Annotated in this window: 13 protein-coding genes; 8 read left to right on the forward strand and 5 right to left on the reverse strand. The window is 57.8% G+C overall.

The genetic code is table 11. The annotated features are described in order from the left end of the window. Positions 1-5: 5 nt before the first annotated feature. Both recG and QMK54_RS30565 read left to right on the forward strand, forming a co-directional pair. Entirely contained in the window at positions 6-2,081 is a 2,076-nt protein-coding gene (gene recG, locus QMK54_RS30560; RefSeq protein WP_320401807.1) for an ATP-dependent DNA helicase RecG, read from the forward strand. Between the two features lie 78 nt (positions 2,082-2,159). Next, complete coding sequence (locus tag QMK54_RS30565; protein ID WP_110656960.1) at positions 2,160-3,563, forward strand: aminoacyl-tRNA deacylase and HDOD domain-containing protein; 1,404 nt, start codon at positions 2,160-2,162, stop codon at positions 3,561-3,563. 141 nt (positions 3,564-3,704) lie between these two features. Here QMK54_RS30565 and QMK54_RS30570 read toward each other — a convergent pair whose 3' ends face one another. Further along, positions 3,705-4,076 (reverse strand): helicase, encoded by a 372-nt coding sequence (locus QMK54_RS30570; protein WP_223590410.1) that lies wholly within the window; start codon positions 4,074-4,076, stop codon positions 3,705-3,707. Between the two features lie 348 nt (positions 4,077-4,424). Continuing rightward, positions 4,425-5,375: a leucine-rich repeat domain-containing protein gene (locus QMK54_RS30575; protein ID WP_223590407.1), complete on the reverse strand. Its 951-nt coding sequence runs from the start codon at positions 5,373-5,375 to the stop codon at positions 4,425-4,427. 637 nt (positions 5,376-6,012) lie between these two features. Between QMK54_RS30575 and QMK54_RS30580 the strand changes: the two genes are divergently transcribed. From QMK54_RS30580 to QMK54_RS30595, 4 genes are all read left to right on the forward strand, one after another. Beyond that, positions 6,013-6,408 carry a DUF6124 family protein gene (locus QMK54_RS30580; RefSeq protein ID WP_223590404.1) on the forward strand — a complete coding sequence of 132 codons (396 nt, stop codon included), beginning with the start codon at positions 6,013-6,015 and terminating at the stop codon, positions 6,406-6,408. Between the two features lie 292 nt (positions 6,409-6,700). Beyond that, a complete protein-coding gene (locus tag QMK54_RS30585; RefSeq protein WP_320401808.1) occupies positions 6,701-8,050 on the forward strand; it encodes a DUF6861 domain-containing protein in 1,350 nt (449 codons plus the stop codon). A gap of 11 nt (positions 8,051-8,061) precedes the next feature. Continuing rightward, positions 8,062-8,679, forward strand: coding sequence for a GAD-like domain-containing protein (locus tag QMK54_RS30590; RefSeq protein ID WP_110656970.1), 618 nt, complete (start codon positions 8,062-8,064; stop codon positions 8,677-8,679). 73 nt (positions 8,680-8,752) lie between these two features. Beyond that, positions 8,753-9,370, forward strand: a complete 618-nt coding sequence (locus tag QMK54_RS30595; RefSeq protein WP_110657000.1) for a GAD-like domain-containing protein — start codon at positions 8,753-8,755, stop codon at positions 9,368-9,370. 123 nt (positions 9,371-9,493) lie between these two features. Here QMK54_RS30595 and QMK54_RS30600 read toward each other — a convergent pair whose 3' ends face one another. The 3 genes from QMK54_RS30600 to QMK54_RS30610 all read right to left on the reverse strand — a co-directional run bounded on the left by QMK54_RS30600 (position 9,494) and on the right by QMK54_RS30610 (position 11,302). Beyond that, the gene (locus QMK54_RS30600; RefSeq protein ID WP_003195589.1) at positions 9,494-9,769 is read right to left on the reverse strand and encodes an HU family DNA-binding protein; all 276 of its coding nucleotides are present in this window, start codon (positions 9,767-9,769) and stop codon (positions 9,494-9,496) included. Positions 9,770-9,963: 194 nt separating this feature from the next. Further along, positions 9,964-11,112: an NAD(P)/FAD-dependent oxidoreductase gene (locus QMK54_RS30605; RefSeq protein ID WP_110656972.1), complete on the reverse strand. Its 1,149-nt coding sequence runs from the start codon at positions 11,110-11,112 to the stop codon at positions 9,964-9,966. Positions 11,113-11,134: 22 nt separating this feature from the next. Further along, positions 11,135-11,302: a rubredoxin gene (locus tag QMK54_RS30610; RefSeq protein ID WP_003177199.1), complete on the reverse strand. Its 168-nt coding sequence runs from the start codon at positions 11,300-11,302 to the stop codon at positions 11,135-11,137. A 225-nt stretch (positions 11,303-11,527) separates the two neighbouring features. Here QMK54_RS30610 and QMK54_RS30615 point away from each other — a divergent pair, with 225 nt between their 5' ends. Both QMK54_RS30615 and ubiA read left to right on the forward strand, forming a co-directional pair. Next, on the forward strand, positions 11,528-12,067 hold the full coding sequence (locus tag QMK54_RS30615) for a chorismate--pyruvate lyase family protein (RefSeq protein ID WP_413787354.1): 540 nt from the start codon (positions 11,528-11,530) through the stop codon (positions 12,065-12,067). Next, positions 12,067-12,957 (forward strand): 4-hydroxybenzoate octaprenyltransferase, encoded by an 891-nt coding sequence (gene ubiA, locus QMK54_RS30620; protein ID WP_110656976.1) that lies wholly within the window; start codon positions 12,067-12,069, stop codon positions 12,955-12,957. The genes QMK54_RS30615 and ubiA overlap by 1 nt, the downstream gene beginning before the upstream one ends. The last annotated feature ends 52 nt before the right edge of the window (positions 12,958-13,009 follow it).

Consider the following 13,009-nt stretch of genomic DNA (forward strand, 5'->3'; position numbering starts at 1 on the left):
CAGTCATGAGCGAGTTGTCGCAAGTGTCGGTGACGGCACTCAAGGGTGTCGGTGAAGCCATGGCCGAGAAACTGGCCAAGGTCGGCCTGGAGAACCTCCAGGACGTGTTGTTTCACCTGCCGCTGCGTTACCAGGACCGCACCCGTGTTGTCCCGATTGGCGCATTGCGACCCGGTCAGGATGCGGTCATCGAAGGCACCGTCAGCGGTGCCGATGTGGTCATGGGTCGTCGGCGCAGCCTCGTGGTGCGTTTGCAGGACGGTACCGGCGGGCTCAGCTTGCGCTTCTACCATTTCAGCAACGCGCAGAAAGAAGGCCTCAAGCGCGGCACGCGGATTCGCTGCTACGGCGAGGCACGGCCTGGTGCTTCGGGGCTTGAGATCTACCACCCGGAATACCGCGCAATCACTGGCGACGAACCGCCGCCGGTGGATGAAACCCTGACCCCGGTCTACCCGCTCACCGAAGGCCTGACCCAACAGCGCTTGCGCCAGTTGTGCATGCAGACCCTCACCCTCCTCGGTCCCAGCAGCCTGCCCGATTGGCTGCCGAACGAACTGGCCCGGGACTACCAACTGGCGCCGCTGGCCGATGCGATCCGCTATTTGCACAACCCGCCCGCCGATGCCGACGTCGATGAACTGGCCCTCGGTCACCATTGGGCGCAGCACCGTCTGGCCTTCGAAGAACTGCTGACCCATCAACTGTCACAACAGCGCCTGCGCGAAAGCATGCGCTCTCTGCGCGCGCCAGCGATGCCCAAGGCCACGCAACTGCCAGCCAAGTACCTGGCCAATCTCGGCTTCAACCCGACCGGTGCCCAGCAACGGGTCGGCAATGAAATCGCTTATGACCTCAGCCAGCACGAGCCGATGCTGCGACTGATCCAGGGTGACGTTGGCGCCGGTAAAACCGTGGTCGCCGCGCTCGCTGCACTGCAAGCGTTGGAAGCCGGTTATCAGGTGGCCCTGATGGCGCCCACCGAGATTCTCGCCGAGCAGCACTTCATCACCTTCAAGCGCTGGCTCGAACCACTGGGCATTGAAGTCGCGTGGCTGGCCGGCAAGCTCAAGGGCAAGAACCGCGTCGCCGCTCTGGAGCAAATCGCCAGCGGCACGCCGATGGTCGTCGGCACCCACGCGCTGTTCCAGGAGGAAGTGCAATTCAAGAACCTGGCGCTGGTGATCATCGACGAGCAACACCGTTTCGGCGTGCAGCAGCGCCTGGCTTTGCGGCAGAAGGGTGTCGGCGGGCGCATGTGTCCGCACCAGTTGATCATGACCGCCACGCCGATTCCGCGCACGCTGGCCATGAGCGCCTACGCCGACCTCGACACCTCGATCCTCGACGAACTGCCCCCCGGCCGAACTCCGGTCAACACCGTGCTGATCACCGACACCCGACGGGTTGAAGTCATCGAGCGGGTGCGCAGCGCCTGCGCCGAAGGGCGCCAGGCCTATTGGGTGTGCACGCTGATCGAAGAGTCGGAGGAGCTGACCTGCCAGGCCGCCGAAACCACCTACGAAGACCTCACCGCCGCCCTCGGCGAGTTGAAGGTCGGACTGATCCACGGCCGCATGAAACCTGCGGAAAAAGCCGCGGTGATGGCCGAATTCAAGGCCGGCAACCTGCAACTGCTGGTCGCGACCACGGTGATCGAAGTCGGCGTGGACGTGCCCAACGCCAGCCTGATGATCATCGAGAACCCCGAACGCCTGGGTCTGGCGCAACTGCACCAGTTGCGCGGCCGCGTCGGCCGGGGCAGCGCCGTCAGCCATTGCGTGCTGCTCTACCATCCGCCGCTGTCGCAGATCGGCCGCCAGCGCCTGGGCATCATGCGTGAAACCAACGATGGTTTCGTCATCGCCGAAAAAGACCTGGAATTGCGCGGTCCCGGCGAAATGCTTGGTACCCGGCAAACCGGTCTGCTTCAGTTCAAGGTCGCCGACCTGATGCGCGATGCCGATCTGCTGCCCGCCGTACGGGATGCCGCCCAGGCATTGCTCGAGCGCTGGCCGACTCATGTCAGCCCGCTACTCGACCGCTGGCTGCGTCATGGCCAACAATACGGTCAAGTGTGACAACCGTCACAGTTTCTGAGGCGTGGCCCCAAGCAAGCTGGTTATACTCCTGCAATTGTTTAAGTACGGATACAGACCATGACCGAAGTTGCCTTCGCACCCGACACCCCGCACGCTCCGTCGGTTATTCGGCTGATGCTGGGCAAGTTGGGCATCGCCTACGAAGAAGTGCTGGACCATCACGGCCTCAATGCCGCGCGCAAAGTGCAGGCCGTTCTACTCGATGACAGCGTAGGCGCACTGATGGTGCTGTTCCCGCAGAGCCAATTGCTGGACCTCAATCGTCTCACTGAACTCACCGGTCGCCGCCTCACCGCCGTACCGACCGAACGCCTGACGAAAATGCTCGGCAAGCACAATCTCAGCTTGCTGCCAGGCCTGCCCGCGCTGACCAGTTCACCGTGCCTGTACGACGAAAGCCTGCTGCGCGAGCCGAAGTTGCTGATCAACTCCGGTGAGCCGGGCGTGCTGCTGGAAATCTCCAGCGAAGACTTCAAGACGACCATGCTGACCAAGGCCAGTGCCGCCAATTTTGGCGAAAACCTGAGCAGCATTCGCCCGAACCTTGATCGCCCCGATGATGACCGCCAGGAAATCACCCAGGCCGTTCAAGCATTCACCGCACGACGCATCCAGCAACGACTGGAAGCGACCATCGAAATTCCGCCGCTGGCTGAAACCGCACAGAAAATCATCAAGCTGCGTGTCGACCCCAACGCCACCATCGACGACATCACCGGCGTGGTCGAAACCGACCCGGCGCTGGCTGCACAAGTGGTGAGCTGGGCGGCATCTCCGTACTACGCCTCGCCGGGCAAGATCCGCTCAGTGGAAGACGCCATCGTCCGCGTGCTGGGCTTCGACCTGGTGATCAACCTGGCGCTGGGCCTGGCCCTGGGTAAAACCCTGAGCCTGCCCAAGGACCACCCGCAACACTCCACGCCGTACTGGCAGCAATCGATCTATACCGCAGCTGTCATCGAAGGCCTGACCCGCGCCATGCCTCGCGCCCAGCGACCGGAAGCCGGCCTGACCTATCTGGCCGGCCTGCTGCACAACTTCGGCTACCTGCTGCTGGCCCACGTGTTCCCGCCGCACTTCTCGCTGATCTGCCGCCACTTGGAGGTCAACCCGCACCTGTGCCACAGCTTTGTGGAACAACACCTGCTGGGCATCAGCCGGGAACAGATCGGCTCGTGGCTGATGCGTTACTGGGACATGCCCGAAGAACTGGCCACCGCCCTGCGCTTCCAGCACGATCCACACTACGACGGCGACTTCGCTGAGTACCCGAACCTGGTGTGCCTGTCGGTACGCCTGCTGCGCAGCCGCGGCATCGGCTCCGGCCCGGACGAAGACATCCCGGACGTACTGTTGGAACGCCTCGGCCTGAGCCGTGAAAAAGCCAACGACGTGGTCAGCAAGGTTCTGGAAGCCGAAGTGCTGCTGCGCGAACTGGCCTCGCAATTCACTCAAGGCTGAAAAGCACCGCGGGCAAGACACGCTCCTACAGGGATCACATGAATGCTGTAGGAGCGGGCTTGCCCGCGAAGGTCGTCAACAATGACGCGTGCATCCTGGATAAACGCGGGGTACTTGAGTTTCTCGCGAGCAAGCTCGCTCCTACGCCTTCTTCGGCTTCAAATACTTGGTCAGCCCCTGGAACCAGATCACCAGCGCCGGGTTGCCCTTGATCTGGATCGACTTATCCTGAATCCCCGTCATGAATGCCAATTGCTTGTTCTTCGCCTGCATCGTGGCAAAGCCATAAGCCGCGTCTTTGAAGGCAATCGCAAACGCAGGCTCGGCATGCACACCCGAGTGACTGGTGATGCGCTGGTCCTTCACGCCGAAATGCCGAGCCACCTTCCCGTCCAGGGTTTGCAGCTGAAACACCAGGTCCTTGTCGCCCAACTGCTGCTGAAACGCCGGATTGGTCCGGCTGGCCTTACCCATCAACAAACCCAGCATCCACAGCAGAAAACGAAATTTCATGCGCACAGCCTCGAAAGAAAAATAAACGGCGAGGGCAGTGTAACGGCTAAAACATAGAACGCCACCATCTGCTTTATTTCGGAGAAGATGCTGCAATTTTTGACGCTGATGACTACCAAGTCATTGACGAAGCTTCTGCACGCGAGACTTCCGAAGGCTGTGTTTTTCCAGGCGCTTACACATTATCAGGAGCGTCGACCCCATCAAGAACCCGACAAATTCACTCACCATGACACTCTCCGACGCCCCTGCCAGGTTAAAGATCCGTGCGCGGAAGGCTCTGTCGCGTTCCTGCGCACGGCTTATGTCAGGTCACTTCATTCGCATAGCCAGAAGGCCGGTTGGCCGTTACGCGGTCACCATGTAGCGATAACTCACATTGGTCAGCCGCCCATGAATAGCCAGCATCACCTCGGACGCGCCAAGAGTGTTGGTCGGCAAATGCACATAGCGCCGGTTTTCATCCAGATACGCACCTGGACTACCCACGATATCGACACCGCCCTGCTGATACAGGACGTCACCCGGCGTCTGGGCCTGCACAAATATTTCCGGCAGCCTGATGGGCAGCAAACTGTTTTGCGCCACATTGCCCAACTCAAAAGTGCCCAAGGCTTGATTGCGGACATTGAGGGTGGTGGTCGAAGGCATGGCATTCAAGACGGTCAGGTCTTCAAACCCGTTGCTCTGAACCAACAGGTCTTTGAGGGAGGTCAACCTGGCAAAGGAATCCGGCAGTTTGCCGCACAGGTTATTGTTATTGCCCACGTCGAAGCGTTCCAGTTTTGTCAGGTTACCGATCGACTCTGGAATACCACCTCTCATAATGCCCAGCGGCGATTGAGAACTCAGGTTCAGGTTGATCAGGCTTGTGAGATTTCCGACCCAGTCTGGAATTGATTTGAGTGCGCTGTTGACGAAGTACGCTGACGTCAACTTTGCCAATGTCCCGAAGTCTTCAGGCAGACGAGTGACAAATTGTTTTTCTATCATCACGTCCTGCAAGTTGCGCAGATGCCCAATACCTCGCAGGCTGGTGATTTTTATCGGGTCCCCGCTCATCACTCGCAACACCGTCACTTTATCCAACATGTCCTGCGTTACCGTGTCCTCGATCGTCACCGGCGTGCCCGTGGCCGCTGAAATATGCACGGCCGCCACACGCGCAAATGAAATGTCGTCAAAGAGAGTTTTGATTGGCGCCGGGATTGTCAGAGGGATCAAAGCCTTTGCAGTTGCAGCGTTCGAGATCATTTCGGTCACCTTGCCAATGTTTAAAGAGACTCTTTTATAAAACATCGGCCGACCCCTTTTAACTGTCATAACTGTCAGTTGGTAAGACCCATTTAGAATAATCCGGAGTCGGGCGGCAAAGTGAACGGCATGCGGTGTCCACTAAAATACAAGCGCCGCTGGCTGGCTCAGTACCGAACAAAAACAAACCTGAACACTGCCAGCAATGTCGGATTTTTCATCGGGCAATCTGCTAATAAGTAACGCTCATCAATCCCAAGATGCGCCTGTGCTCATGCGTGGGAATGCATCCCGTGGCGCTCCTACACCTGTAGAAACACATTCCTGTAGGAGCTGCCGAAGGCTGCGATCTTTTGATCTTGCACCTCGCAGACTTCTCGGACATTTCCTTCGCAACGCCGGGGCATGCGTGAACTAGGCGATTTTGAACGGTACCGATAACCTCTTTAAGTCACCGCAAAATCGGTGATTCGGACGTGCAAGTCCGATTCAGGTGCACATCGTTGATGGCAATTCACCGAGCGTTTTCCTATGCTCGCGGATCGTCATGGCGGCTGTGCGTCGGAGACCTTCGGGTCTGCCGGGCACCTGGACCGGTCTTGCACACCAACGCACAGCTGCCACCTCTTTCGAAGTGCAAAGCGAAACGGTGCCAGCCTCTTAATTCCAGGAAGCGACATCCATGTTCAAACCAACACCCAACCCCCCTGACAACGAAGCCACATCCCCCTGCGAATCTCCCAATTCCAAAGTGACCAATGAAGCGGTCGAATGCACCTTCAACCACCACACCCCCCAAGCCAAACAGAAACAACCGAAACGCAACGGCCAACTCTTCAGCGTCTGTCCTCACATCAACACTGAAGCACTTCTGGCCAACGCCTCAGAAGATCTGCTCTCCATCAGCGTCATCGCCGCTGACCTGGCCGATGATGTAGACGGCTCATGCCGTTCGGTTGCCCTGGCGATCAGTCGCATGGCTGACGGCGCGCATTTACTGGTAGAGCAAGCACTGGATCATCTGGACGAACCGGAAATGGCGGCGATTCTCACCCAGCAAAAAAGCAGAATCATCTGACTCGCAAAGCAGAAAAACAAACCCGTTTGATGTCACCAGCAATCGGGGTTTTCTTTGACTGCGCATCACATTGATCGACATCAAATCCCACGTGCCACGACTCTGGGAAAACACCCAAGTGCCAGCTTGGCTCCCTCTTTTGGACATGCAACATTCTGAAATGCAGGAAGTTTCTGACCGTTGCAGGAGAGTCTTCCTACATCACCCCCTCCAATTTCTTGTTAGCGTATTTCGGTCATGGACACCGGAGTTACTGGTCCACTAACGGGCGAATTGTCAGGGAGACAATCGAATGCTTTTATGGCGCTTCGTGCCCACGTGGCACGACATTGAAAACCGTATAACCCATGAAATGGGTTACCAAGGAGGAGCCAGCTTTCGCACGCATTTCAACGAGCCCGCCCCCTCCCTCTCTCTCAACATCCGCCGAATCAAAAGCGTCAGGACTGCGTTCATCCACGCCGAGTGGGAAGCAGGTCGCTTGTTGAGGCAACGCTTCTCTGACATCGACATCTCCAGCATCCTCAACGAGCTGATCGATGTCGTTACACAAATGGCAATGATCGTCGCCGGCAGTGTGCTGACCGGAGGAGCAATTGGTGCGGGAGTAGGCGCATTCCTCGGAGGGGCAGGTGCCATTCCCATGGGTGCCGCTGGCGCCGCAATGGGATTGCAAGTCAGCACCTGGATATTAGGGATACTTGGTCTGACGTCCGTCGCTGAGTTTTTCGTCGAGGGTTTGCCGCGCATTGGCGAGTATTACCTGACGGGCATCAACATCGCGTGGAAAGGCCCACGTGGCGAGGAAGGGTTGAACCCGTTCAGCCAGGACGATCCTTTTGCCGAAGGCAGGGCTGCCCATCACATCGCCCTGGGTCATGTGGAAGTTGTCGTCCTGCTGCTGGGCGCCATCGTTGCTTACATCACCCGCGGTCGAGGCAATGCAAACGTCCTTGCCCAGGAAATGCGAGCAAGCCCCAAAGGGGCACGGCTGGGCGAATGGATGCTCAAACATGAAGATGCACTGAAAAAACGACCAGACCTGCAAACCGCAGGGCCGCGCAGAGGTGCACTCAGCCCGCAGGAGCCTGCGCCGCCAGCACATCGTCCATCTGGAAAAGACAAAGATGCGCCTCGTGACAAACCGAACGCCATGCCGCTTCATAAAGTCGAATGTTTTAAAGCGGACAAGATGCCGGCGTCTAAAATCGGAGAGTTCGAGCGGCAGTTGAAGGGGCAAGAGGACGGGCTGAATCGGCTGACGGTGGATGAGTATCTGGAGAATATTGCCAATCCGGTGAAGCGTAGCCGAGCGGCTGCCAAGCAGGCTCGCAACACTTTACAAACCAACCTGCAAAGACGGTTCAACGAAGAATTTTTGCAAACGATGGGTGCCAAAGCGGCGAAAGCAGAGAGTATAAAAAAAGTCAAGGAAACAATGTCAAACCTTGCGGGGCTGCATAATCCTGATTTGAGTGCCGGCGGCAAAGATATCATTGCGGACTTCGGTGATCGACAAGTCAACTCCAGTATTGGCCCTCAGTGGAGACCAAAAGTTGCAAGTTTAAAAAATGCTGCGGAAGCAGTACCAACGCCTTTACGTGGGCAAACATATCTCAATGTCAATCTTCATAAATGTTAAGGAGAAAAAGAATGGATGAGACATTTTCCGTTTTTTTGGAGACGCTTGGCAGGCCCATTGATCGTCAAGAAGTACCGGTTTCAAGTATCGAACGCTACAGGGGCAAGCTGCCCAATCAATTGCTGGAGTACTGGGCCGAGCACGGCTGGTGTGGTTACGGCAATGGGATTTTTTGGATAGTGAATCCTCAGGAATACGAAGGGGTCGTAGCGTCCTGGCTTGAGGGGACGAAGTTTGAAGCCATTGATACCTACCACCTGATTGCTCGCAGCGCCTTTGGCGATTTGTACCTCTGGGGTGAAAAAACGGGAGCCTCCCTCGATATAACAAGCCACCTTTCTCGTTACGCCACACACACGTCTATATACACAGGAGAGCAAATGGGTAAGGGGCTTCAGGCCTTCCTGTTGTCGATCGAAGTGGACTCCAACGATTATGGCGATCTGTTCAAACCCGCGAAGAAAAAGCTCGGCACCCTGCGTCACGACGAAATGTACGGTTTTGTTCCAGCGCTGATGTTCGGCGGCCCGGATACTCTCGATCATCTGGAGAAGGTGAAGGCGGTGGAGCATCTGATCCTGCTGTCTCAGATCACCGAGCTTCAGCCCTATAGTTTCTCAGACCTTTAAGGCTGGTATCAGGAAGCAGATCTCAATGAAATTACCGATCAGTGAGCTGATGCTTAAAAAGAGAAGGTTTCGCGTGGACAAAATATTTGCCCGGTTTTTAGAGAAATTTGGCGGACCTGTTGATCGACAGGAAGTCCCAGCGTCAAGTATCGAGCGCTATAGAGGCAAGCTACCCAATCAGTTATTGGAATACTGGGCCGAACACGGCTGGTGCGGTTACGGTGACGGCATTTTTTGGATAGTGAACCCCCAGGAATACGATGGGGTAGTTGCGTCTTGGCTTGTAGGCACGAAATATGAAGAGCGTGATGCTTACCACTTGATTGCTCGTAGCGCATTTGGCGACTTGTACCTCTGGGGTGAAAAAACGGGAGCCTCTCTTAAAATAACTAGCGTGCTTTCTCGATGTGTTTTTAGTAATTTCGAAATTACGAGTGAAGAGATGGACAGAGAACTACAAGGTTTTCTGCTTTCCAGGAATGTCGACTCCAACGACTATGGCGACCTGTTCAAACCCGCAAAGAAAAAGCTTGGCACCCTACGCCACGACGAAATGTACGGCTTTGTTCCAGCGCTGATGTTCGGCGGCCCGGACACCCTCGATCATCTAGAGAAGGTGAAGGCGGTGGAGCATCTGCTCCTGCTGTCTCAAATTACCGAACTTAAGCCCTACAGTTTTTCAGACCTTTAAGCCAGATTTCAGGGAGGCGGATTTCAACGAATTCTGTTAACCCCACAAAAAATGGGCACCCAACCCTGGTTGGCGTGCCCATTTTTTATTCCACTCCCCCGCTACGCGGGAGGTGAATACGTATTACGGATTAACGCTGTCTTTCAACGATTTGCCTGGCTTGAACGCAACGGTGTTGCTGGCCTTGATTTTGACGGGCTCGCCGGTTTGCGGGTTTTTGCCGGTGCGGGCACCGCGATGGCGTTGCAGGAAGGTGCCGAAGCCTACCAGCGTCACGCTGTCTTTGCGGTGCAGGGCACCGGTGATTTCTTCAAGTACGGCGTTGAGAACGCGGTTGGCTTGTTCTTTGGTGAGGTCTGCTTTTTCAGCAATGGCTGCAGCGAGGTCTGGTTTACGCATATGAGTGAAGCCCCTTTGACGGTTTGTTGTTGTTATGTCCGTGCTGCTCTCTGCGGAGCAGCGCCAAAAGCGCCGCAGGTGCTCTACTCTGCGGCAGACGGGAGTGAGGATGGCACGCAGTGACGAGCCGCGCCAGTATCGGCGCGGCCTTTGTTGGGGCAAAAGAGGGGTGATTCCGACAGAACGACCGGTATTTATGCCAGCAGGGCCGGAAGCTCTTTGTTCAGGGCCAGTTTTTCCATTACGGCGGCACCCGTGAGTGCGTAACCGAGCAGCTTGCCCGCGGCATCACGGCATAGAACCTTGATGTCGGCGCCCTGCCCTTCGACGGTCCAGATGCCCTCTGCGCCTCGTGGCGGCGGGGACACCACCAACGGGCAGACCGGGGTTTTGACGGTGATCGGCATCGGGCCATAGGTGACGGCGGTCGGGTTGCCAGCCAGGGTTTGCGCCAGCGCTCGCGCACAGCTCATCAGGGGCATGACATACAACAGATTCAGCCCGTCGACCTCGGCACAGTCGCCAAGGGCGTAGATGTTGGCGTGGGAGGTTTTCAGGTGCCGGTCGACCACGATGCCGCGGTTGATCTGCAGACCGGCCGCAGCCGCGAGGTCAACGCGTGGACGCAGGCCAATGGCCGAGACCACCACGTCGCAAGGGATCACCTGGCCATCGGATAGGTGCGCTTCGAGGCCGTCCGCCACGCGCTGCAGGCGATTGAGCACCGGCCCGAGGTGGAAGCGCGCACCAAGGCTTTCCAGGCCAGCCTGCACCGCCGCCGCTGCCGCCGGGTGCAACAGGGTCGGCATGACTTGTTCGCACGGTGCAACCAGTTGCACTTCGTAGCCGCCCAGGGTCAGGTCGTTGGCGAACTCGCAGCCGATCAGGCCGGCGCCGAGCAACAACACGCGACGCTTGCCGGCGGCGGCTGCGCGAAAGCGTGCGTAGTCTTCCAAGTCGTTGATCGGGAAGACGCAGTCTGCCGCGTCACCTTCAATGGGCACGCGCACGGTTTCGGCGCCCCAGGCCAGGATCAGGTCGCGATAGGCCACCGCTTCTTCGCCGATCCACAGGCGTTTGTGACCCGGATCGATGCCGCTGATGCGCGTGTGGGTGCGTATTTCCGCCTTGAGTTGTTCGGCCATGGCGCCGGGTTCGGCCATGCTCAGGCCGTCGGCATCCTTGTTTTTACCGAAACCGGTGGAGAGCATCGGCTTGGAGTAGGAGCGCCCGTCATCGGCGGTAATCAGCAGCAGCGGGGTTTCGCTGTCCAGCTTGCGAAACTCACGGGCGACGTTGTAGCCGGCCAGCCCGGTCCCCACGATGACCACAGGTGCGTTCATTCCTTACTCCTCTTGTTCTGGATTAGTTGATTTCGATCATTTCGAAATCCATTTTGCCCACACCACAGTCCGGGCACAGCCAGTCTGCCGGGACATCTTCCCAGCGAGTTCCCGGCGCAATGCCGTCATCCGGCCAACCGTCGGCTTCGTTGTAGATCAGGCCGCAGACGATACATTGCCACTTTTTCATTCAGGTACTTCCTCAGGGTTCAGGCGTTTTGCCGGCGCGAACGGTCGATGGTTGCAGCGCTGCCGTCCGGCTCAGGGCGTTTTGTACTGATGGGGCCGGGCAGATGCAAGTCTGTTCGGCGCAACGGCGGGCCATTTCAATCAAAATCAGCGGCTGACATGTTAAGCTCGCCGCCTCCTTTGCTGCCAATAATGACTCATTGTGCAACACACAGAATCCCCCTCCATGCCCCCGCTCTGGCTCCCTCAAAGCCAGCTGACGCCCCTCCCCGACACGTCTATCCTCGACTGGCTGTTCGATAATGGCTCGCTGACCAGGCGCCTTATTCACCTGACGAATGATGCCTTCAGCGTCACGCCGTTGTTCGAAGGCTGGCAGCCGTTGCGCGCCGACGAATGTGCAGCGCTGGACCTGGCCGAAGGCAGCGAGGGCTGGGTCCGCGAGGTATATTTGCGCGGTCATGGTGAAGCCTTGGTGTTTGCCCGCAGCGTTGCGGCACGCAGTGCATTGCAGGGTGATGGCTTGCACATGGACGAATTGGGTAGCCGCTCGTTGGGAGAACTGCTGTTTTGCGATCAGGCCTTTCAGCGCCGGGCCATCGAGGTGTGTCATTACCCTCAAGCGTGGCTGCCGGGCGAGGTGCAGGCGCCGGAGTTATGGGGTCGCCGTTCACGCTTTGACCGTGGCGCACTGAGCGTGCTGGTGGCCGAAATTTTCCTGCCGACCCTGTGGAACGCTGTCCGCGCCCAATCGGAGAACCGTTGATGTACCAAAGCCTGCTCAAGTCTTTGAACCGCTTGAACCCTCGGGCCTGGGACTTCATTCAGTTGACCCGCATGGACAAGCCGATCGGCATTTACTTGCTGCTGTGGCCGACGCTGTGGGCGCTGTGGATTGCCGGGAAGGGTTCACCGTCCCTGGCCAATATCGTGATTTTCGTCCTCGGCGTGGTGCTGACCCGCGCTGGCGGTTGCGTGATCAATGACTGGGCGGACCGCAAGGTCGATGGCCACGTCAAACGCACTGCGCAACGGCCCTTGGCCGCCGGTAAAATCAGCTCGAAAGAGGCGTTGGTGTTCTTCGCGCTGCTGATGGGCGTGAGCTTCCTGTTGGTGCTGTGCACCAACGCCGCGACCATTTGGCTGTCATTCGGCGGCTTGGCGCTGGCGTTTACGTATCCGTTCATGAAGCGCTACACCTATTACCCGCAAGTGGTTCTGGGCATGGCGTTTTCGTGGGGCATGCCGATGGCGTTCACCGCAGAAACCGGTGAACTGCCAGCAGTCGCGTGGCTGCTGTGGATCGCCAACCTGATGTGGACCGTGGGTTACGACACGTATTACGCGATGACTGACCGCGATGACGACCTGAAGATCGGGGTGAAATCCACGGCAATTCTGTTTGGCGATGCAGACCGGGTGATCATCCTGACTCTGCAAGGGCTGGCGCTGGGTTGCCTGTTGCTGGCGGGTTCGAAGTTCGACCTGGGTGGCTGGTTCCACCTCGGATTACTAGTGGCGGCGGGCTGCTTTGCGTGGGAGTTCTGGTACACCCGCGGCAAGGACCGCATGCGCTGCTTCAAGGCGTTTTTGCACAATCACTGGGCGGGTTTGGCGATTTTCGTCGGGATTGTGCTGGATTACGCGTTGCGTTGAAGCATCAAAAAGTTCGCCGCCTTCAGCAGCTCCTGCAGAGCAACGAAGGCAG

Source organism: Pseudomonas sp. P5_109, from assembly GCF_034009455.1.
Taxonomy (GTDB): domain Bacteria; phylum Pseudomonadota; class Gammaproteobacteria; order Pseudomonadales; family Pseudomonadaceae; genus Aquipseudomonas.